Raw genomic sequence first — 21,282 nt, forward strand, 5'->3', positions numbered from 1 at the left:
GTGTCTGAGAGAGCACACCGCCTCCACGTTGTGTGGGGGTGTGTTGTGGTCTCGGGTTGTTGTTTGAGAATTGTATAGTGGGTGCGAGCATCTTTGTGGCCAAGTTTTTTAGGGCACATGGTGGATGCCTTGGTACCAGGGGCCGATGAAGGACGTGGTAGGCCGCGATAGTCCTCGGGGAGTTGTCAAACGAGCTGTGATCCGAGGGTGTCCGAATGGGGAAACCCAGCCCGAGTGATGTCGGGTTACTCATGCCTGAATGTATAGGGTGTGAGGGGGAACGCGGGGAAGTGAAACATCTTAGTACCCGTAGGAAGAGAAAACACTGGTGATTCCGTGAGTAGTGGCGAGCGAAAGCGGAAGAGGCTAAACCGTGCGCGTGGGATACCTGGTAGGGGTTGCGTGTGCGGGGTTGTGGGACACTGTTGGGCGGATCTACCAGTCTGCCAGCATTGGGTTGCGTGTTAGTTGAACAGGTTGGGAAACCTGACCGTAGACGGTGAGAGTCCGGTAGGCGAAAATGCGTGGTCTGTGTGTGGTGGTGTTCCCGAGTAGCAGCGCTTTCGTGGAGGGTGCTGTGAATCTGGCGGGACCACTCGCTAAGCCTAAATACTTCCTGGTGACCGATAGTGGATAGTACCGTGAGGGAATGGTGAAAAGTACCCCGGGAGGGGAGTGAAATAGTTCCTGAAACCATGTGCCTGCAATCCGTCAGAGCGGTCTTTGCAACCGTGATGGCGTGCCTTTTGAAGAATGAGCCTGCGAGTTACTGCTGCGTGGCGAGGTTAACCCGTTGGGGGTAGCCGGAGCGAAAGCGAGTCTGAATAGGGCGCTTTAGTCGCGTGGTGTAGACCCGAAGCGGAGTGATCTACCCATGGCCAGGGTGAAGCGCGGGTAAGACCGTGTGGAGGCCCGAACCCACCAGGGTTGAAAACCTGGGGGATGAGCTGTGGGTAGGGGTGAAAGGCCAATCAAACTCCGTGATAGCTGGTTCTCCCCGAAATGCATTTAGGTGCAGCGTCATATGTTGCTTGGGTGGGGTAGAGCACTGGTTGGTTGATGGGCCTTCACGGGTTACTGAGATCAGCCAAACTCCGAATACGCCTGAGTTGAGTGTGGCAGTGAGACGGCGGGGGAGAAGCTTCGTCGTCGAGAGGGAAACAGCCCAGAGCATCGGCTAAGGCCCCCAAGTGTGCGCTTAGTGGGAAAGGATGTGGGATCGCTTAGACAACCAGGAGGTTGGCTTAGAAGCAGCCATCCTTGAAAGAGTGCGTAATAGCTCACTGGTCAAGTGGTCCTGCGCCGACAATGTAGCGGGGCTGAAGCGCACCGCCGAAGCCATGCCAATTCAACTTTTGTTGGGTTGGGTAGGGGAGCGTCCTGCACGAGGTGAAGCGTCCGCGTAAGCGTGGTGTGGATTGTGTGGGAGTGAGAATGCAGGCATGAGTAGCGAGTGAAGAGTGAGAATCTCTTCCGCCGGATGACCAAGGGTTCCTGGGGAAGGTTCGTCCGCCCAGGGTGAGTCGGGGCCTAAGGCGAGGCCGACAGGCGTAGTCGATGGATAACGGGTTGATATTCCCGTACCCGTGCATGCGCGTCCATGATGAATTCTTTGATGCTAACCATCCGCGATATGTGGATCCTTCGGGTGAAGCGTGGAGTGCATGGGACCCGATGGGATAGTAGTCAAGTGATGGGGTGACGCAGGAGGGTAGCTCTGCCAGTGAATGGTTGTACTGGTGTAAGCCTGTAGCCCGGTGTGTAGGTAAATCCGCACATCTTGTGGGTGAGAGGTGATGCGTAGCCGTTGTGGTGAAGTGAGTGATCCCACGCTGCCGAGAAAAGCCTCTAGCGAGTGTGTGCACGGCCCGTACCCGAAACCGACACAGGTGGTCAGGTAGAGAATACCGAGGCGGTCGGGTGAACTGTGGTTAAGGAATTCGGCAAATTGCCCCCGTAACTTTGGGAGAAGGGGGGCCACTGCTGGTGAACGCCCTTGCGGTGGGAGCTGGTGGTGGTCGCAGAGGCCAGGGAGAAGCGACTGTTTACTAAAAACACAGGTCCATGCGAAGCTGTAAGGCGATGTATATGGACTGACGCCTGCCCGGTGCTGGAACGTTAAGAGGACCCGTAAAGCCCTTTGGGGTGTAGCGGAGAATTTAAGCGCCAGTAAACGGCGGTGGTAACTATAACCATCCTAAGGTAGCGAAATTCCTTGTCGGGTAAGTTCCGACCTGCACGAATGGCGTAACGACTTCTCCGCTGTCTCGACCACAGGCCCGGTGAAATTGCAGTACGAGTAAAGATGCTCGTTTCGCGCGGCAGGACGGAAAGACCCCGGGACCTTTACTATAGCTTGGTATTGGTGTTTGGTTCGGCTTGTGTAGGATAGGTGGGAGACTGGGAAGCTATCACGCTAGTGGTGGTGGAGTCGTTGGTGAAATACCACTCTGGTCGTTCCGGGCATCTAACTCGGGTCCGTGATCCGGATCGGGGACAGTGCCTGGTGGGTAGTTTAACTGGGGCGGTTGCCTCCCAAAGGGTAACGGAGGCGCCCAAAGGTTCCCTCAGCCTGGTTGGCAATCAGGTGTTGAGTGTAAGTGTATAAGGGAGCTTGACTGTGAGACTGACGGGTCGAGCAGGTGCGAAAGCAGGGACTAGTGATCCGGCACTGGCTGGTGGAAGCGGTGTCGCTCAACGGATAAAAGGTACCCCGGGGATAACAGGCTGATCTTGCCCAAGAGTCCATATCGACGGCATGGTTTGGCACCTCGATGTCGGCTCGTCGCATCCTGGGGCTGGAGTTGGTCCCAAGGGTTGGGCTGTTCGCCCATTAAAGCGGCACGCGAGCTGGGTTTAGAACGTCGTGAGACAGTTCGGTCCCTATCCGCCGCGCGCGTAGGAGACTTGCGGAAGGCTGTCCCTAGTACGAGAGGACCGGGACGGACGAACCTCTGGTGTGCCAGTTGTTCTGCCAAGAGCACGGCTGGTTGGCTATGTTCGGGAGGGATAACCGCTGAAAGCATCTAAGCGGGAAGCCTGTTCCTAGATGAGGTCTCCCACCCCTTTGTGGGTTAAGGCCCCCGGTAGATGACCGGGTTGACAGGCCGGATGTGGAAGCACAGTAATGTGTGGAGCTGACCGGTGCTGATAGGCCGAGGACTTGCTCACAAAGATGTTACGCACCCACTATACGATATCTGAGACAACAACCCAGGGTTGTTAACTCAATATGTGTCAACGTTGTTGGCGCCTATAGGTTTCCCGTTTTCGGACGGGGCTGAGGGTTGTCGGTGGCGATGGCGGGGAGGGTCCGCCCGGTCCCATTCCGAACCCGGTAGCTAAGCTCCCCAGCGCTGATGGTACTGCACTCGCTAGGGTGTGGGAGAGTAAGACACCGCCGACACATTCCTTAAAGAGGGGTGGGGTGGACAGAGTGATCTGTCCACCCCACCCCTTTTTGCATGTCCAGAAACCCGATCCGAGGTCTCACGGACCAGTGTGCCTGTCCGCGGGCTCCGATTGCGGGCTGACCGGGCCGTGTCTGCGCTCGACAAGGGGTCCTCCTTGCTTGAGACTTGCGGCCGGAGTCCGGGCGAAAGGGGCGCGGGAGTGGAAGACAACGACCTGCGATCGTTGCTGGGGAAGTTGACGGTCCAGGACAAGGCGCGGTTGCTGACCGGTGCTGATTTCTGGACGCTGCACCCGATCCCGAAGATCGGTCTGCGCCGGCTGGTGCTGTCGGACGGCCCGAACGGGGTCCGGGGCACCACCTGGGACGAGCGGGACACGTCACTGCTGCTGCCGGTCGCCTCGGGTCTTGCGGCGACCTGGGACCGCGACGCAGTGCGCCGCGCCGGCGAGCTCTTCGGCGATGAGGCGGTCCGGCGCGGGGTGCACGTGGTGCTCGCGCCCACCATCAACCTGCACCGGAGTCCCTTCGGCGGCAGGCACTTCGAGAACTTCTCCGAAGATCCGCTGCTGACGGGCGTGATGGGGACGGAGATCGTCACCGGCATCCAGTCCCGGGGCGTGGCCGCGACACCCAAGCACTACGTGGGCAACGAGAGCGAGACCGAACGCCTCACCTACAACGCCGTGATCGACGAGCGGACGCTGCGGGACTGCTACCTCGCACCGTTCCGGCGCATCGTGGAACAGGCGCGCCCGTGGGCGATGATGGCCGCCTACAACGCGGTCAACGGTCACACGATGACCGAGCACTCCGAGCTGGTCAACGACGTCCTCAAGGCCGAGTGGGGCTTCGACGGTGTGCTGGTGTCGGACTGGTTCGCCACCCGTTCCTGCGTCGCCGCGGCCAACGGTGGTCTTGACCTGGCCATGCCCGGACCGCAGAGCCCGTGGGCGGATGGTGCGCTCGCGAAGGCGGTCGAGGAAGGCGAGGTCGCGGAGGCGCTCCTCGACGACAAGGTGCTGCGGCTGCTGCGCCTCGCCGACCGCGTTGGGGCCCTCGGTGAGGACGACGCCCGCGAGAAGACCGCGGAAGCTCCGCCGGAGCGGGCCCGGGCCACCATCCGGGAGCTCACGGGCCGGGGTTTCGTGCTGCTGCGCAACGAGAACTCGGTCCTCCCGCTGGACGCGAAGGTCGCGAAGGTCGCGGTGATCGGTGAGAATGCCTCGTTCCCCGCGGTGCAGGGCGGTGGTTCGTCGCACGTCTCCCCGCCGCACGTGGTGACTCCGCTGGAGGGCATCCGCAACGCCCTGCCGAACGCGGAAGTGCAGTACCAGCGCGGTGTTCGGCACCGCAGGCTGCTCGATCCGGTGCCGCGCGAGAACCTGCTGGACCCGCAGGGCGAAGGCAACGGCGTGCGCGTGGAGTACCTGGGGGAGAAGGGCGACGTGCTGGGCACCGAGCTTCGCGGTACCGAGCGGTTGACCTGGCAGCTGGGAGCGATGCCCGAGGGCACGAAGAAGCTCCGGATGAGCGGGAATCTGTCCGCTGAGATCGGCGAGCACGTGCTCGGGGTCAACGGCACCGGGCACTTCCGGGTCGAGGTCGCTGACCGTGAGGTGCTCGCCGCGGACGTCAAGAGCAGCAGCGAGGTGGACGATCCGCTGGCGGACATGCTGGCGCCGCCGGAGCAGCGCTTCAACGTGGTGCTGGTGGACTCCGACGTCGACGAGTCGGGTCGTGTCCGGCTCGCGATCGAGTTCACGCCGCTGAAGGTGGACGCGGACCTGATCTGCGTCGGTTTCGGTCACCGGCCGGAGCGCTGGGACGACGCGACAGAGCTGGAGGCCGCCTTGCGCGCGGCTCGGGACGCGGACGTGGCGGTCGTCGTGGTCGGCACCAACGACGAGGTCGAGACCGAAGGCCGGGACCGGGATTCGCTGGACCTGCCAGGAGCGCAGGACGACCTGGTCGCGAAGGTCGTTGCCGTCAACCCGAACGCGGTGGTCGTGGTCAACGCGGGCGGCCCCGTCCTGATGCCGTGGGCGACGGACGCGCCGGCCGTGCTGTGGACCTGGTTCGGCGGTCAGGAGTACGGGGACGCCCTGGCGGAGGTGCTGCTGGGGAAGGCGGAACCGGGTGGCCGACTGCCGACGACGCTGCCCGCCGCGCTGGCGGACGTGCCGGTGCCGCTCCCGGGGGTGCAGCCGGTCGACGGCGAGTTGCCTTACGAGGAGGGCCCGCTGATCGGGTACCGCGCCTACGCGGATCGCGGTGTCGCGCCGGGCTTCTGCTTCGGGCACGGACTGGGCTACACGACCTGGTCCTACGACGAGGCGAGCCGCAACGGCGACGCGGTCGAGGTGAAGCTGCGCAACACGGGCGACCGCGCCGGCCGGGAGGTCGTCCAGGTCTACGCCGCGGATCCGGTGCGGCTGGTGGGTTTCGCGGTGGCGGCGGCAGAGCCCGGCGCCGAGGCGGAGGTGACCGTGGAGGTCGAACCGGGAGAGGGAGATCTTCGCGTGGGGCCGAGCTCCGGCGACCTCCGCCTCGACGTCGGGCGCTGAATCACCGCGGAGCGACCTTCTTCTCGAGGTCGTCGAGCACCAGGTTGGCGGCGATCGGGCCCAGGCCCAGGTACCAGGTGTCGTCGGGCACCTCGAAGGCCTGGCCCGCGCGCACCGCGCCGAGCGTGGTCCACTGCACCGAGCCGGTCACCTGGTTCATCTGCTCGCGCGCGTTGTCGCCGTAGGCTGCGTAGAACAGCATGTCGCCGTCGGCCTGGGAGATCTGCTCGCGGCTGAGCTTGGTGAAGGTCTTGTCGCCGAGCTGGTTGGGCGGGCGGTTGAGACCGGCGTCGGCGAGGATGCTGCCGATGAACGATCCCTTGTTGTAGAGCCGGATGTCGCCGGGGATGAACCGGAGCATGCTGACCTGGCGCCCGGCGGCGTGCTTGCCGATCTCGGTGGCGCGGGCCTGGTAGTCGGCGAGCAGGCGGTCGGCCTCCGCGCTCTTCCCGAGCGCTTCGGCGTTGAGGCGGAAGTTCTCCTTCCAGGTCTTGCCGACGGTTTCGGCGAAGACGGTGGGCGCGATGGTGTTGAGCGCCTCGTAGTGCTCGTCGTCGCGGGTCTTGCTGGACAGGATCAGGTCCGGCTTGAGCGCGGCGATCTTCTCCAGGTCGGGGGAGCCGATGGTGCCGACGATGTCGACCGGGCCCGCCTTCTCCGCCAGGTAGGGCTGGATCTGGGTGTTGGCGTCGGGCAGCACGGTGGCGATGGGCTTGACCCCGAGCGCCAGCACGGAGTCGAGCTCACCGGTGTCGAGAACGACCACGCGCTGCGGTGTTCTGGGAACGTGGGCCTCGCCCTTGGCGTGCTTGACGACGCGGGTCTGCTCGGGCGGCGGTGCGTCGGCGGTCGGTGTGCCGCAGCCGGCGAGGGCCAGTGCGAACGCGGCGGACAGCCCCGCGATGAGTCTGCGATGACGCAGCATGGGCACCCAATCTGTAGGCATCTTCTTGAAGTTTGGGTAGCCTAACCTCGCGGTCGGCTGGGGAACAGGTCTCCTGCTTGTAATAGTGATCATTAGCAGGGCCAAGTGTCAGCAGCTGCTCACCTCACAGCATCACCAGGAACATGTGCGCCATCGCGATCGAGAGAGCCAGCTCGACGAGCGAGCGGAGCCGGGGCGGCGGGGTGCGCGCGAGGTCCGCGGCGGCGAACCCGGCGGAGAGTACGCAGTAGGACATGAGGGTCCAGCCCAGCAGGGGCAGCGCGAGGCCGGGGCCCGTCGCCGCGACGGTCACCGGCGCGTGGTGGTGGCCCACGGCGACCAGCGGCGCCCCGGCGGCCCCTGTCTGCTGCCCGGCGAACATGTAGGCCATCGCCAGGGATCCGATCGCGTGGTGCAGGTGGGAGCCGGTGCGCAGCTTCGCCGCGCGCAGGCCCAGGCCGCACCCGAACACCACGAAGGGCACGGCCAGCACCGGTGACGACGCCCAGTGCATCACGACCATGCCCACGCCCATGAGCAGGTGAGCGAGGTCGACGTGGGCGGGGAGCCGCCGGTCGCGGCGCCCGATGCAGATCCGGGCCGTCGCCGCAGCTGTCGCGAGCACGACTGCGCCGGTCATCACCTGCTCGAACATGCGCCTCCGCCGTCGGGGGACTCCGCCGGACCGATTGTTCGTGCCGGGTGCTCCCGCAGATACCGCCTTGCGAGCAGACTTCGGCCGAGCGGTGGTGACCACGCGTGTTCATGTCCGAAGTGGACCGTCAGGACGCTTCGCGGTGCGCAAAGTCCTCCAGGGAGACGGAGACCTCGTGGCGGGTCTCGCTGTGGCGCGTGCAGTAGGTGGAGGGGTACCAGCCGGTTTCCCGCCACGCGGCGGGGAGCTTGTACTCGTGGCATCCGTCCTGGACGGCACCGGTGCGCAATCCTTCGAGCCACTCCGCGGTGATCATCGGTTCGTAGTAGGTCACCTCGCGGTTCCAGGTCCCGTAGATCCACGTGTGCCGGAAGGGCTGCCCGTTGAACTCCGGTGCCGTCGGGTCGACCAGGTGGTTGCCCATCGCCGGCTCGATCGCATCGGCGTCGCTGAAATCGGTGGGCACGTAGCGGGAATCGGGCAGCCGCTTGCCCAGCTCGTAGTCGTCGCAGTGCACCAGTTGCGGGCACGGGCCGGTGCGGATCGCCAGACGCTCGGCGTTGTCGTTGAGGTAGAAGTGCACGTCGTAGTGCGGCTTGTCGTACACCCCGAGAGGGATGTGGCCGTGCGGGTTCCAGTTGTTGAGGACGTAGGTGAACGGGAAATCCGGTTGCTGCTGGGCGTGCTCACCGAGTTCGAGCTTCTTCCCGTAGCCGCCGGAACACTCCTCCATCGGGTCGGTGCTTCCGTCGCCGTTCTTGTCGAAGCACAGCGTGCCGTCGGTGGGCGGGTCGTGCGGCAGTCCGCTGAAGCTCGCATCCGTCATCCGCACGCCGACGGAAACCGGCCGCGAACCGACGAACTGGGTGTAGGCCGTGATCTGACCGTCGCCGAGCGGTGCGGTCTCGCCGTACTCGGCGCACGGGCCGCGGTAGGAGGGCGTGCCGGCCACGAGCTGGTCCACCGCGGTGCCGGGGAGCAGCAGCGACTGCTCGCGATCGGTCACCGCGCACACCCATTCGAGCTGGTCGGCGGCGGCCTGGGTCGTGGCGACTCCGCTCGCCGCCAGGGCGCAGGCCCCTGCGGACGCGATCAAGAACCGGATCTTCATGATTCCTCCGGAGTGGTCCTGGTTGACCACGCCAGAGTCCCGCCGGGCGCTGTCCTGCCGCTTTCATCCGGATCGGGATCGCGCGAAGGCCTCGGAAATGCGTCGAGGAATGCGCGGAAAGAAGAGTGCGCCAACAGGGACTCGAACCCCGAACCCGCTGATTAAGAGTCAGCTGCTCTGCCAGTTGAGCTATTGGCGCCGGCACGTCCACCGGATCTCTCCGGCAACGCGAAAAAGATTAGCACGCGCCCGGAACGGGCTGCGCAGGAGCCCCAGGGGGAGTGCTCTGGGTCATGTTTTCGATGGAATTGAGAAACGAAAAAGGCCCGCCGAGTGGCGGGCCTTTCATTCGCTGTGCGCCAACAGGGACTCGAACCCCGAACCCGCTGATTAAGAGTCAGCTGCTCTGCCAGTTGAGCTATTGGCGCTGGTGTCCTCCAGGGTTTCCGTCCGGTCCCCCTGGCGACGTCGAAAACGTTAGCACGGGTTGTTGACGCTCCCGACGGGGGGTCACCTCCTCGGCGGAGGGCAACCGCGGGCCTCCGCTGCGCGTCCACCGCAGGTGCGGGAGGGCAGGGGATATGACTCTGAGTGTGGACCCGGTCGCCTCACGCACGGTCGGGTGATTGCGGCACACTGGTCATCAGGCGCAGGTGCGGTTTGTGACGGGACGGATAGTTGCCAATGAGTGAAAGGCATAACCCGGTCGGGGTTCCCACGCGGGTTGGCCGGTGGAGCGGTCTGCTGGTCGTCGGGCTGGTGGGTCTGCTGGTCGCCGGGTGCAGCGGCGGAGGTGCGGAGTCCGGGCAGGATGAGGGGCCGCCGGCTCCGGTGGTGCGGTTCACACCGCCCAACGGTGCCAAGGACATCTCCCCCGCGGACCCGTTGAGCGCGAGCGTCCGCGGCGGGCGGATCGTCAACGCCACGCTGACCAACTCCGAGGGCACGCCGGTGGCGGGTCAGGTGTCCCCGGACGGCGCCGCCTGGACGTCGACGGAGAAGGCCGGTTACGGCAAGACCTACACGTTGGCGGTGACGGCTCAGGGCGAGAGCGGTCCGCCCATCACCCAGCAGTCGACCTTCACCACGGTCGCGCCGAACGCGCAGACCTACGTCTCGATGATCCCGCTCGACGGCGACACCGTGGGTGTCGGGCAGCCGCTGGTGTTCCGGTTCAGCAAGAACGCACCGGCTCCGGACAAGGCGAAGGCCGAGGAAGCGATCAAGGTCGCCACCGAACCGGCCGTGGAGGGCGCGTTCTACTGGTTCAACAGCCGCGAGGTGCACTGGCGGCCCAAGGACTACTGGCAGCAGGGCACCAAGATCTCGATCGAGGTGGACGCCTACGGCCGGCAGTTCGGCGAAGGGCTGTGGGGTGAGGAGGACCGCAGGGCGACCATCAACATCGGCGACCGCGTGGTGCTCAAGGCCGACGGCGCGTCGCACCAGATGAGCGTGGAGAAGAACGGCCAGGTCCTCCGCACGATGCCGGTGTCGCTGGGCAAGCCGGAGTTCCCCTCGAACAACGGCGTGCACGTGGTCACCGAGCACCACCGCAAGAAGATGATGGACTCGACGACCTACGGGCTGCCGCTGGAGGCCGGTGGCTACCAGACCGAGGTCGAGTGGGCGGTCCGCATCTCCAACGGCGGTGAGTTCCTGCACGCGGCCCCGTGGTCGGTGTCCGACCAGGGCCGCCGCAACGTCAGCCACGGTTGCATCAACATGAGCAACGAGAACGCCCAGTGGGTCTTCAACCTGCTCAAGAAGGGCGACGTGGTCGAGATCACCAACGCCAACGGCCCGAACCTCCGCTCCTGGGACGGCTTCGGGGATTGGCAGATCCCCTGGGGCGAGTGGCAGAAGGGCAACAAGTAGGCCGAACGTCAGCGGCTGCGCCTCCCCAGCGGCGCAGCCGCTTTCGCTCACCGCAGGATCGAAAGCGGTGGTGGAAGCAGAAAGAAGGCCCGTTCCATCCGGAACGGGCCTTCTTCGAAGGGTGAGTGACGGGATTCGAACCCGCGACCCCTGGGACCACAACCCAGTGCTCTACCGACTGAGCTACACCCACCTCGGCGGCTCGGACCGACCCTCTCGGGCCTCTCCGGAGCAACGAAAACCATCTTAACGTGTGCTCACCACGGGATCGTCACCGGCTCCGGTTTCGGTGTCCGAGCAGCTCAGCGGCAGTCTCAGGACTGCTCGCGGGCCTTGGTGGTCCCGCCGACGCCCTCGGAGTCGCTGAGCAGTTCGGCCGCGACCGACTGGGCCTGCTCGCTGCTCGGCCCGGGGTGCGGGACGAACGCCGTGCGCCGGTAGTAGGCCAGCTCGCGGATGGACTCGCGGATATCGGCCAGCGCGCGGTGGGCGAGGCCCTTCTCGGGCTGCGCGTAGTAGATCCGCGGGTACCAGCGGCGGCAGAGCTCCTTGACGGAGGAGACGTCGACCATCCGGTAGTGCAGGTGCGCGTCGAGCTCCGGCATGTCGCGGGCGATGAAGCCGCGGTCGGTGGCGATGGAGTTGCCCGCCAGCGGCGCGGACCGCGCGTCGGGAACGTACTGCCGGACGAATTCCAGGACCTGCTGCTCGGCCTGGGCGAGGGTCACGGTGGACGCGCGGACCTCCTCGGTGAGCCCGGAGCGGTCGTGCATGTCGCGCACGACCTCGGGCATGCCCGCGAGGGCCTCGTCGTCGGCGTGGATGACGATGTCCACGCCTTCGTCGAGGATGTTGAGGTCGGCATCGGTGACCAGGGCGGCGATCTCGATCAACGCGTCCTTGCCGAGCTCCAGCCCGGTCATTTCGCAGTCGATCCACACTAGACGGTCATTCACTCGACGCAGCCTAACTCCCGCGACCGCGTGATCGCGGGAAGAGTGTCGTGATCGTTGGACGGGGCGACGCGGATCAGCCGTCGAGATGCGTGCGCAGCTGGGCCGGTACGACCTTGCCGGTGGCGTTGCGCGGGAGCTCGTCGAGGAAGATCACATCGCGGGGGATGGCGAACTTCGACACCCGGCCGCGGACGTGGTCGCGGACCTGGTCGGCGTCCAGGGAGCCCTTCTCGCGGGTCACCACGAACGCGGCCAGGCGCTGGCCGAAGTCGGTGTCCTCCACCCCGATGACCGCGGCCTCCGCGACGCCGGTGAGCCCGGCGATGACGTCCTCGGTCTCCTTGGGGTAGATGTTCTCGCCGCCGGAGATGATCATGTCGTCCTCGCGGCCCGCGATGAACAGCCGTCCGGAGTGGTCGAACCTGCCCAGGTCGCCGGTGGACATCAGACCGTCGCGGCTCTCGCGGCTGTTGCCGTTGGTGTAGCCGTCGAACAGCATGTCGTTGCCCGCGAAGATGCGGCCGGTGTCGCCGCGGCGCACGGCTTCGCCGTTGTCGTCGAGGATGCGCACGACGGTGCCGCGAGGCGGACGGCCGGCCGAGGACGGTGCGGCGCGCAGGTCGGCGGGCGTGGCGATGCTGACCCAGGAGACCTCGGTGGAGCCGTAGAGGTTGTGCAGCACCGGGCCGAAGGCGCGCTGGAACGTGGTGGCCAGGTCGCCGGGCAGGGCGGAGCCGCTGGCGGCCACGATGCGCAGCGACGAGGTGTCGAAGCTCGCGCGCTCCTCGGCGGGCAGTTCGAGCATCCGCTGGAGCATGACGGGCACGCCGAACATCGCGCCGACCCGGTGCCGCTGCACGGTCCGCAGCGTGTCGACGGCGTCGAACTTGCGGCGGAGCACCAGGGTCGCGCCGAGGACGGCGGAGAGCTGGAACCCGGCGATCCCCCAGGTGTGGAACAGGGGAGCGCTCAGCAGGACGCGCTCACCGGCGCGCAGCGGGATCCGGGAGAACACCGCGGCGGCGGGGTTCAGGCTCGGCGGGTCGGGCCGGCGCGCGCCCTTGGGCGTGCCGGTGGTGCCCGAGGTCAGCACGATCAGCCGCGAGTGCCGCTTCGGCCGGGCCAGGCGCTTGCCGTCGCCGGTGGCGATGAGGTGGTCGAGCGTGTCGTGCTCGGTGAGGCCTTCGACCCAGCCGAGGACCACGTCGAGGTCGCCGGGCAGGTCGGGGAGGTGCCCGGTGAACTCCTCGTCGAGGACCAGCACGCTGATGTCCTGCTCGGCGAGGACGTCGGCGAGCTGGCGGGTGCTGAGCCCGACGTTGAGCAGCACCACGTCGACGCCGAGCTTGGCCGCGGCGACGATGACCTCGACGGGGCCGTGGTGGTTGCGGGTGAGCACGCCGATGCGGGTCTTGCCGGGCACGCGATCGCGCAGCGCACCGGCGAGGCGCGTGGTGCGGCTGGCGAGCTCGGCGTAGCTGAGCGCGCCGCGCTCGTCGATCACGGCGGGTCGATCGGGGTGGCGCGCGGCCCCGACGGCGAAGCCGAGCGGCAGGGTGATGCCCCACCGGCGGTAGGCAAGCGCGATGCGCGCCAGCTTGTCCGGCCGCATCGGGCGGACGACGCCTTGTTTGACCAGCACGAACAAGGTGTGCAGAGCCGGTGCGGCATGGTTCGTGAGAAAACTGGACAATCGCCGCAATGCGCTCACTCGTCACCCCTCGTTCGTGGAACCTACTCAAGAGTAGATTGTGCCGTGAGTCGCCCTCCCGGCCAAGTCCTCTTTGTCGAGTATCCAGATCTCATGCCTGGCAAGCCCGGCCGCTCCGGGGTGACGAGGGGTGAGCGGCGCGACGGGGGAGGGGGAGCCCGCTCCCGCCGCGCCGACCCCGGGTTCTACTCGGCCGCGCTGACGACCGCGTCGCGCAAGGCCGCGCGCAGGCGACCGACCTCCAGCGGCGAGAGCACCGCCGTTTCGCCGGGTGGCGACACGATCACGACCCGGCCGTGGTTGACGAACACCGACATGTCTTGTCGCCGTCCGGCGACGTCGCGGCAACTGACGTGCCACTCCTGGTGGGGCCCCACAGTCCCAGCCTCCCTGTGCCGATCCGCTTGATGCGGTGAGGCGCGCAGCGCGCGCTTCCGGTGGGGGGACGCGCCGAGCCGGCGGGTGTGACGGCACTTCGTCGAAACGGTGGGGACGTGCGCGTGATCACAACCGGGTTCGTGATCGCCCGGACATGACTCAGGGGCGACCCCCACTACGGGAATCGCCCCTGCGCGAGCGTTGTTAGCCGGCACCGCTCGTCCGGCCCAAGAACGGTCAGACCGGGCGCACCTTCAGCCCTGCGGGCTCGGCGGAGAGCACGACAGCGCCCTCGAAATCGGCGATCGGCAGCTCGTCGCGCACCAGGCGGTGCGGCGCATCGGACGCCTCGATCCGGATCCGGCCGCAGCTCACCGACTGCTCGGCCAGGTCTTGGCCGCCGAACTGCACGCTGAGCCGACCCTCCGACACCGTGGCCGTGAGCCAACCGCCGTCGATGACCTGCTCGGTCTCGTCGAAGGTCACGGTCAGCCGGCCCTCGGCCGGGTTGTCGCCGCGCACCGCGATGTGCGAGAGCGCGACGTCCCGCTTGCCGGACTCCTCACCGGCCAGCGCGATGACGTCCCTGCTGACCTCCTCGCCCGGCTCGGTGCTGGGCTTGGGCGTGAGCACAGGAGCGCGCAGCTGCGCGGCCAGCCGGTAGGGCTGCCACGAGCCGGCGCCGATCAGGTTGACCACCGCGCTGACCGCCACGTCTGCCAGCAGTCGATCACTCCCCGGAGCAGGGGTGACCTCGATCGCGGGCACGTCGCGCTGGGAGAGCAGATCTCGCAGCGCCTTGGCGCGCTGACGGCTGTTGCGGTCGAATCCGCGGGTGATCGCCACCGTCCCCGAACCGGCCGCGACAGCAGCCTCGGTCAGGTCCGCTAGCGGCGCCCAGATCTGCGCCGGGTCCTGTGCGGGACGCTGCCGGCGAGAGCGGGCGAAGCCTGGGGCATCGGTCGTGGTTTCCATCGTCCTCCACTTTAGTCCGCGAGGAAGGGTTACCTCGCCTTCCGGTGGGTGCTTTCACGGTGTGAAATCGATCGCGGCCGCGCTGCTCCATAGGAGTGGCACGCGGCTCCTATCGGCCTACCCGCGGCGGCATTCGTCGCAATCATCGAGGCTCCTCGCACGCCGCGAGGCCAGGATGACCCATCTGGACGTGCCGGGCGAGCGCGGCCTCGACGCCCAGGGAGCGCGCGGGCTGGGGGCTTGCCCGTTGTTGTTAGGTTGGTGCCAGTGACGCGGGGTGCCCGGCAGGGCTGAGAACACACCCGTCGAACCTGACCTAGCTCGTACTAGCGGAGGGACGTCATGGCTCCCAACGTGCTGACCATCGCGGGGACCGATCCCAGCGGTGGCGCAGGAATCCAGGCCGATCTCAAGGCCTTCTCCGCCAACGGCGCCTACGGCATGTCGGTGATCACCGCGCTGGTCTCGCAGACCACGACCGGGGTGAGCCGAGTGCAGGAGGTGCCGCCGGACTTCATCACCGACCAGCTGGTGACCTTGTTCGACGACGTCCGGGTGGACTCGGTCAAGATCGGGATGCTGGCCAACGCCGAGGTGATCCGCGCCGTCGCCGCTGTGCTGGAGCGCTACTCGCCGCAGCACGTGGTGCTCGACCCGGTCATGGTCGCCAAGAGCGGGGACCGGCTGCTCGCGCCGGAGGCCGTCGGCGCGCTGCGCGACGAGCTGCTGCCGAGGGTGGACCTGATCACGCCCAACCTGCCGGAGGCCGCGGACCTGCTCGGGGAGGCCGAGATCGGCAGCCCGGACGAGATGCCCGCGCAGGCGGAGCGGCTGGCCGCGCTCGGCGCCAAGCAGGTGCTGCTCAAGGGCGGGCACCTCAGAGGTGAGTCCAGCGTCGACCTGCTGCACGGAGACGGCCTCGCGGAGTTCCTCAGCAGCGAGCGCGTCGACACCACCAACGATCACGGCACCGGGTGCACGCTCTCGGCCGCGATCGCCGCGCTGCGCCCGCAGCGGGCCGGCTGGCTGGAAGCGGTCGGCGAGGCCAAGCAGTACCTGACCGAAGCCCTGCGCGCCTCGGAACGCCTGGACGTCGGTCATGGGCACGGTCCCGTCCACCACTTCCACCGGTGGTGGTGACCGGCCGAGGGCAGTTCTGCGCGCCACCGCACCCGAGATTTCGATGTCACGAGGAGTTGCCATGAGCACGTTGCCCGCTCCGCCTGCCGGGGGGTTCTGCGCCGAGGCGTGGGAGCGCACCGCCGACCTGCAGCAGGCGATCGTCGACCACCCGTTCAACAAGGCGCTCGCCGACGGAGGCCTGGAACGGGACGTCTTCGCCTTCTACATCGTCCAGGACGCGCGCTACCTGGTCGGGTTCGCCCAGGCGTTGTCGGCCGCGGCGACCCGCGCCGATGACCCCGCCGACGCGGCGTTCCTCGCCGGGGCGGCCCAAGGCGCGCTGGTCGAGGAGCGCCGGCTGCACGCCGGGTACGTCGAGGAGTTCGGCCTGACCGACGAGGAGATCGACGGCGTCGACACCTCTCCGACGTGCCTGGGCTACACGTCCTACTTGCGCTCCTGTGCGCTCATCGAGTCGTACCCGGTGCTGCTCGCGGCGATCCTGCCCTGCTTCTGGGTGTACCAGTACGTCGGCAGCAAGATCCTCGACGCGACCGGGGACATCGAGGGGCATCCCTACAAGGCGTGGATCACGACCTATGCCGACGACGAGTTCGCCGACGCCGTGCTGGCCGCTCGCGAGCTCACCGACAAGGTCGCGGCGCGCTCCGACGCCGCGACGCGGGAGCAGATGTTCGCCGCGTTCAGCCGGGCGACCGAGTACGAGTGGCTCTTCTGGAACAGCGCGTGGGTCAAGGAAACCTGGCCGACCGCGAAATTCCTTGCCTGACAACGGTTTCACGTATCGCGGAACTCGATGACGGCTCGCCGGGAATGGCGGGCCGTCATTCGTTTCGCAGTACCCGAAAGCGTGATCTCGATTGTGAGGCGCGACACAAAGTCGTGCTGTTAACGAAGTGGCTCACACAGCGACATGCTGGGCGAGGCCCCTGTCTGAGCAGGGTGTTTCATCGAGCGGGTCTTCCGCGAGCGTGGATGGAGTTCCGGGACTGTGAGCACTTCTCTTCTGATCGTTTTCATCGGCATGTCGGTCCCGATCCTGGCGGCCGCGCCGTTCTACATCGCTGACCGCCGTCGCACCGCTCCGGAAGCCGTCGGCGGCGCGGAACTGCGTCCCGGCGTCGCGGCGCCCCAGATCTGGCCCGCGGCGGAGCCGGAGGTCGAAATCCCCCAGGCCCGCACCGCGGAGGAGGCCAACGCGCTCGCCGACACCGTGCGCATCGAGCGGTCCCGGGTGGCTCAGCCGTAGATGGACTTCGCCAGCGCCGCCTTGCGCTGCTGCAGCTCGCGCAGCGCGGCGGTGCTGAAGCCGCCGCCCGACGGACTCGCCGGAACCCGCAACCCCTCGCTCAGCTCCCAGCCGGAACCCCGTTCGATCAACGACCGGTGCTTGTTGGTGTAGTACCCGGAGTTGATCGACACCGCCACGCCGCTCGCGCCCGCCGCCGCGGCCAGCAGGTGCAGGTGGAACCTCGTCGACAGCCAGCGCTGACCTGGCCTGGCCGGCAGTCCCTCCCGCAGGATCTCGTCGAACGCGTGGAAGCGGGCGCCCGGCAGGTCGTGCTCGACCAGCGAGAAGACCTCCCGGTCGGCGCGCGGTATCCCCTCCACGAACGCCACCTGCTCCGGCTTGACCCGCCACTCGCGCAGCGTGTCCAGCAGGAACCCGGCCAAGGCGGGCACGGACTCGTCCAACAGGTCCGACTGCATGCAGATCATGACTTCGCGGACGTCGTCATCATCGGTGCGGAACAGTCCGGACTCGACTCCGAAGAACATGTCGTCCCCGGTGACGGTCGGGTTCACCAGCGCCGCCGCCGACGGCTCGTCCCGGACGTCGACGACCTCGAACTGCTCGGTCAGGCTGCGCAGCAACGCCCCGGCGCCCTCGGCGACCGGGGAGAGACCCTGCCCGGTCATCACGGCCCGGCCGCCAGACCGGTGCGCCGCCGCAGCGGTGGCCGCGAGCAGGCCGATGTGGCGCGGCCAGATGCCGTTGATGAAGCCGCCGCCGATCACGTGGAACAGATCCATCTGGGCGGCCAGCTCGATGCCCGCGACCCAGCGCGGAGCGAGTCCCGGGTTGTGGATGGCGTGCTGCGCGAACGCCGCGACAGCCCACGGCTCGTCCTCGGGGGCCTCCCAGCACAGCCGCCAGAACGTGTCGGTGAACTTGACGTTCGGGTGCAGGTGGGAGAGCAGCACCGAGCTGGGGCCGGGGTTGGGGGAGTCCAGCCAGATCTCGCTGTGGGGAGCCACCTTCGCCAGGTGCTTGAGCCAGGCCGCGGCGATCAGCTCGTCGCCGTAGTTGGGGTTGCCGGTGGTGGCGACGAGGTAGATCCGGGGCGGATTCTTCACCTGGGAGGCTCCAGCCGTAGGTTGCTAGGTTCGCTCCCGAACCTAGCAACCGGCAAAACGCCCCTGCCACAGTCGCACCGCACCCGGTGTTCGACCGTTGTCAGCTGGCCTTTTCGATCTCCGCGCGAATGCGCTCCAGGCGACGCTTGGAGCGGTTGAACTTCGCTCGGAAGCGGGTGTCGAAGATGTCGGTCGGCAGCTCGGGCATCTCCATCGGCACCGGCTCGCGAGGCGCCGGTGCGACCGCCTTGATCTTCACCGGTTGCGTCGCCTCGCCGTCGCCTTCGCTGTCGGTCTTCTCCTCGCCACCGGCGGTCTCGGCGTCCTTCGGCGCGATGTCCTTCGAGGTGGCGTCCTCGGACTCGGCGGCAGGGGCCGAGGCGGCGCCCAGCGCGTGCCTGCCGTGCGGGGCAGTGGGCTGCGATTCGGCCGCCTTGCGGTTGGCGCGGTTGAGCAGCGGCCAGAACACCAGCGTGGCCACCGCGAGACCGCACACGAACATCAGCACCAGCATTTCCACCAGCCGCCTCCCTGATCAGTTGTGCCGCGCGCTCGGAGCCTTCGCTCCGTTGGTCGTGTGCTGCGACTCGATCGGAATCGTGTAGGTCTGCACGTCGTCGCGCTGCTCGGGCAGCGTGACCTCCTGCAACCGGTGCTCCTCGGGCTCCACCGGTCCGTCGGCCTCGGCGGTGTCCGCGTTGCCCGACCCGGCCGGGTCGATCTTGGCGCGCAGGGCCGCGGTCGACCCGTCGAGCGTCCGCCGGGCGTCGTCCATCGCGGAGAGCACCGAGGTTCGCAGCTCCTCCAGCCGGTACCGCTCGACGCGGATCTCCTCCAGCGCTTCCAGCCGCAGCTGCTCGGACTCGGCGTCCCACTGGCCGCACTGCTTGCGGGTCTCGGAGATCAGCGCGTCGGATTCCTCCTGAGCGTTGGAGACGACCCGCTTGTACTCGTTGCGGATCTCCTGCCGCAGCCGGTACTCGCGGCTGCGCTGCTCGCTGATCTTCTGCTCGTGCTCGCGCTGCAGCTTGGCGCGCCGGTTCTCGACGTCGGTGACCAGTTCGCTGCACTGGTCGCGGAGCTCGGAGGCGGCCTGCTCGGCCTCGCTGATCAGCGCGCGAGCCTCGGTCTCCGCGGTGCCGCGGATGATCTCGGCCTGCCGTTTGGCCTGATCGCGCAGGGTCTGGACCTCGTCCTCGGCGATGGCGAGCATGTTCTGCACTCGCTGCGAGGCCGCGGGGAGGCCGGTGTCGGAAGATTCGATGCTCTTGAGCCGCTGTTCGGTCTGGTCGAGGCTCCGGCGGGTGTCGTCGCAGAGCTTGCGGAGGTCGTTGTTGAGCCGGACCGCTTCGTTCCGGTCGATGGTGACCATGCGCAGCTGGTCTTCCAGGACCTCGATGTGGTCGACGACCTGGTTGCGGCTGAACCCGCGGACCTGGATGTCGAAACCCGGCCGGAGCGGTACGACTGCGTCGGCGTCATCCATGGGTGATCTCCTCTCCGGACGGTAGGCCCATTCGATGAATCGGAGAGTAGGGCGGATATTCACGCAACGCCCAGTGAGACACAACGGTCGTCACCGGATCAGGTGTTGATCAATCGTGTTGTCTTGCTGACACGTCCGAGGATGTTGACACGGATCTGTCCACAGTGCACGACATCGGAGGATGGTCGATTCGTCCGGTCGGACCGATCGATCCCGATCTCCGGGTGATGGCCTGTCGACCAGCAGGATGATTAGGTTAGGCTCCGCTTACAAATCGGTGTCCTCGGAGGGGAGCGCGGCGTGTCGAACGGAGCCGACCTGGTCGGGCGACAGCACCAACGGGCCTCGGTGCTGTTGCGGCGTTGGCTGGCCGAGACTCACACGTCGGTCGCCGAAGGTCCGCTCCGGCTGACCATCGCATCCTTGTCGCTGCACGTCGATGTCGTCTACGACTCACCGACCGGAGCGCACGGGTTCGGTTCGATCAGCGTGCTCGACGAGTCCGGGCGGACGCTGGTCTCGGCGGACCCGGCGTTGCTGGCGGCGGCCTGCTCGGCTGACGCGCGGGCGCGCTCGCGGGCGGAGGCGCCGATCAACGCCCCGGAGTCGGGGACTCTGGTCGACTGGCTGCTCGACGCGCTGCCGCGTCGCGAGGTCGACCCGCTGCCGTTGCCGGACGACCTGGTGACCGTCGGCCGCTCATTGTCCAACGCCGCCGAGGCGCAGCGCTGGCTGACCAGGCACATCGAGGAGCGGCTGCTCCCCGGAATCCTCGAGTTCGACGGGAAGGACCGCGCCGGGCTCACCGCCCGGCTGCTCAGCAGGGGTGTGCTGGTGGTCGTCGGCCTGCTGGGCAGGCGGGGCGTGGTGCACGAGGAGTACCTGCTCGCCGACCTGGCGAAGCGGCTCGGCGCGATCGCCGAGCAGCACCCGCAGACCGCGGACCTGATCGACCACTGGCTGAACGATCCGACGCTGACCGACCTGGCGGCGCTCAACGGGTCGCAGCTGCGCTACCGGGACGAGACCGGCGCGGCCCGGGTCCAGCCGGTTCCGTTCGAAGTCGGCAACCCGCTGCGCACCGAGCCGCCGGCCGAGGTGCCCGGGGTTCCGCTGCCGGAGCTCGGCGACGGCTGGGTGCTGCGGCCGGTGGCGATCGCCGGTGAGGACGGCGGCCCGGACGTCGAGCTGGTGCACCGCTGGATGAACCGCGAGCACGTCGCGGTCAACTGGGAGCAGGACTGGCCGCTCAAGCAGTGGTTCGACGAGATCTCCGCGCAGCTGTCGGGTGAGCACTCGGTGCCGTGCATCGTCGCGCGCGACGGCCGTGACATCGGCTACCTGGAGCTCTACCGCGTGCAGCGCGACCAGCTGGCCCGCTGCTACTCGCACGCGCCGCACGACCTGGGTGCGCACATCGCGATCGGGGAGCCGGACGCGATCGGCAAGGGCGTGGGGTCTGCCCTGCTCGGGGCCGTCGCGCGGGGACTTCTCGCGGCCGACCCGGCGTGCCGGAGCGTCGTCGCCGAGCCGAATGTCCACAACGGAGCTTCGGTGGGTGCGTTCGGCAAGGCGGGCTTCGCCCAGGCGGCGGAGGTCGGCTTGCCGGGCAAGAACTCCGCGCTGATGGTGTTCCCACGTCCGAGTGAGTAGCCCCACGCCCGGCGGCCCGGTGTCCGGCTGTACTCCCGATCCCATCTGAACTAAGGTAAGCCTTACTTATCTTG

The 21,282-nt window shown here is 67.3% G+C and carries 16 protein-coding genes, 3 tRNA genes, 2 rRNA genes and 1 riboswitch; of the genes, 8 read left to right on the forward strand and 13 right to left on the reverse strand.

Translation table 11 applies throughout. The features are described from left to right. Positions 1 to 97: 97 nt before the first annotated feature. The 3 genes from FHU35_RS23560 (at position 98) to FHU35_RS23570 (ending at position 5,979) form a co-directional block, all read left to right on the forward strand. Positions 98 to 3,171, forward strand: a 23S ribosomal RNA gene (locus tag FHU35_RS23560). A gap of 118 nt (positions 3,172 to 3,289) precedes the next feature. After that, positions 3,290 to 3,406: ribosomal RNA gene (rrf, locus tag FHU35_RS23565) — 5S ribosomal RNA — on the forward strand. 206 nt (positions 3,407 to 3,612) lie between these two features. Further along, a complete protein-coding gene (locus FHU35_RS23570) occupies positions 3,613 to 5,979 on the forward strand; it encodes a glycoside hydrolase family 3 protein (RefSeq protein ID WP_145743396.1) in 2,367 nt (788 codons plus the stop codon). A 1-nt stretch (position 5,980) separates the two neighbouring features. On the opposite strand, the gene FHU35_RS23575 is transcribed toward FHU35_RS23570, so the two are convergent. The 5 genes from FHU35_RS23575 to FHU35_RS23600 all read right to left on the reverse strand — a co-directional run bounded on the left by FHU35_RS23575 (position 5,981) and on the right by FHU35_RS23600 (position 9,098). Beyond that, positions 5,981 to 6,925, reverse strand: coding sequence for an ABC transporter substrate-binding protein (locus tag FHU35_RS23575; protein ID WP_246110527.1), 945 nt, complete (start codon positions 6,923 to 6,925; stop codon positions 5,981 to 5,983). Between the two features lie 103 nt (positions 6,926 to 7,028). Then, positions 7,029 to 7,559 (reverse strand): DUF5134 domain-containing protein, encoded by a 531-nt coding sequence (locus FHU35_RS23580; protein WP_145743398.1) that lies wholly within the window; start codon positions 7,557 to 7,559, stop codon positions 7,029 to 7,031. Between the two features lie 127 nt (positions 7,560 to 7,686). Next, the gene (locus FHU35_RS23585) at positions 7,687 to 8,670 is read right to left on the reverse strand and encodes a hypothetical protein (protein ID WP_186459578.1); all 984 of its coding nucleotides are present in this window, start codon (positions 8,668 to 8,670) and stop codon (positions 7,687 to 7,689) included. Positions 8,671 to 8,796: 126 nt separating this feature from the next. Next, positions 8,797 to 8,869: transfer RNA gene (locus tag FHU35_RS23595), tRNA-Lys, on the reverse strand. Between the two features lie 156 nt (positions 8,870 to 9,025). Further along, positions 9,026 to 9,098: transfer RNA gene (locus FHU35_RS23600), tRNA-Lys, on the reverse strand. 256 nt (positions 9,099 to 9,354) lie between these two features. Between FHU35_RS23600 and FHU35_RS23605 the strand changes: the two genes are divergently transcribed. Next, complete coding sequence (locus FHU35_RS23605; protein ID WP_145743404.1) at positions 9,355 to 10,548, forward strand: L,D-transpeptidase; 1,194 nt, start codon at positions 9,355 to 9,357, stop codon at positions 10,546 to 10,548. A 120-nt stretch (positions 10,549 to 10,668) separates the two neighbouring features. Here FHU35_RS23605 and FHU35_RS23610 read toward each other — a convergent pair. The 5 genes from FHU35_RS23610 to FHU35_RS23625 form a co-directional block, all read right to left on the reverse strand. Then, positions 10,669 to 10,741, reverse strand: a tRNA-His gene (locus tag FHU35_RS23610). 121 nt (positions 10,742 to 10,862) lie between these two features. Continuing rightward, positions 10,863 to 11,504, reverse strand: coding sequence for an oligoribonuclease (gene orn / locus FHU35_RS23615; RefSeq protein ID WP_145743406.1), 642 nt, complete (start codon positions 11,502 to 11,504; stop codon positions 10,863 to 10,865). Positions 11,505 to 11,577: 73 nt separating this feature from the next. Next, on the reverse strand, positions 11,578 to 13,146 hold the full coding sequence (locus tag FHU35_RS23620) for an AMP-binding protein (protein WP_342788583.1): 1,569 nt from the start codon (positions 13,144 to 13,146) through the stop codon (positions 11,578 to 11,580). A gap of 254 nt (positions 13,147 to 13,400) precedes the next feature. Beyond that, a complete protein-coding gene (locus tag FHU35_RS30225) occupies positions 13,401 to 13,532 on the reverse strand; it encodes a hypothetical protein (protein ID WP_281290263.1) in 132 nt (43 codons plus the stop codon). Between the two features lie 298 nt (positions 13,533 to 13,830). Continuing rightward, positions 13,831 to 14,568, reverse strand: a complete 738-nt coding sequence (locus FHU35_RS23625) for a hypothetical protein (RefSeq protein ID WP_145743409.1) — start codon at positions 14,566 to 14,568, stop codon at positions 13,831 to 13,833. A gap of 263 nt (positions 14,569 to 14,831) precedes the next feature. Beyond that, a riboswitch (TPP riboswitch) is annotated at positions 14,832 to 14,923 on the forward strand. Here FHU35_RS23625 and thiD point away from each other — a divergent pair. From thiD to FHU35_RS23640, 3 genes are all read left to right on the forward strand, one after another. After that, on the forward strand, positions 14,911 to 15,708 hold the full coding sequence (gene thiD, locus FHU35_RS23630) for a bifunctional hydroxymethylpyrimidine kinase/phosphomethylpyrimidine kinase (RefSeq protein ID WP_145743411.1): 798 nt from the start codon (positions 14,911 to 14,913) through the stop codon (positions 15,706 to 15,708). It overlaps the preceding riboswitch by 13 nt. A 61-nt stretch (positions 15,709 to 15,769) precedes the next feature. Further along, positions 15,770 to 16,480: a thiaminase II gene (gene tenA, locus FHU35_RS23635; RefSeq protein ID WP_145743413.1), complete on the forward strand. Its 711-nt coding sequence runs from the start codon at positions 15,770 to 15,772 to the stop codon at positions 16,478 to 16,480. Positions 16,481 to 16,702: 222 nt separating this feature from the next. After that, a complete protein-coding gene (locus FHU35_RS23640) occupies positions 16,703 to 16,960 on the forward strand; it encodes a hypothetical protein (RefSeq protein ID WP_145743415.1) in 258 nt (85 codons plus the stop codon). Here the strand turns inward: FHU35_RS23640 and FHU35_RS23645 are convergent. From FHU35_RS23645 to FHU35_RS23655, 3 genes are all read right to left on the reverse strand, one after another. Beyond that, complete coding sequence (locus tag FHU35_RS23645) at positions 16,951 to 18,069, reverse strand: polysaccharide pyruvyl transferase family protein (protein ID WP_145743417.1); 1,119 nt, start codon at positions 18,067 to 18,069, stop codon at positions 16,951 to 16,953. The genes FHU35_RS23640 and FHU35_RS23645 overlap by 10 nt on opposite strands. Positions 18,070 to 18,169: 100 nt before the next feature. After that, positions 18,170 to 18,589, reverse strand: a complete 420-nt coding sequence (locus tag FHU35_RS23650; RefSeq protein WP_145743419.1) for a hypothetical protein — start codon at positions 18,587 to 18,589, stop codon at positions 18,170 to 18,172. 15 nt (positions 18,590 to 18,604) lie between these two features. Beyond that, on the reverse strand, positions 18,605 to 19,555 hold the full coding sequence (locus FHU35_RS23655; protein WP_145743421.1) for a DivIVA domain-containing protein: 951 nt from the start codon (positions 19,553 to 19,555) through the stop codon (positions 18,605 to 18,607). 300 nt (positions 19,556 to 19,855) lie between these two features. On the opposite strand from FHU35_RS23655, the gene FHU35_RS23660 reads away from it, so the two are divergent. Next, entirely contained in the window at positions 19,856 to 21,208 is a 1,353-nt protein-coding gene (locus FHU35_RS23660) for a GNAT family N-acetyltransferase (protein ID WP_246110528.1), read from the forward strand. Positions 21,209 to 21,282 lie beyond the last annotated feature (74 nt).

It is taken from the genome of Saccharopolyspora dendranthemae, assembly GCF_007829955.1.
Classification (GTDB): Bacteria; Actinomycetota; Actinomycetes; order Mycobacteriales; family Pseudonocardiaceae; genus Saccharopolyspora; species Saccharopolyspora dendranthemae.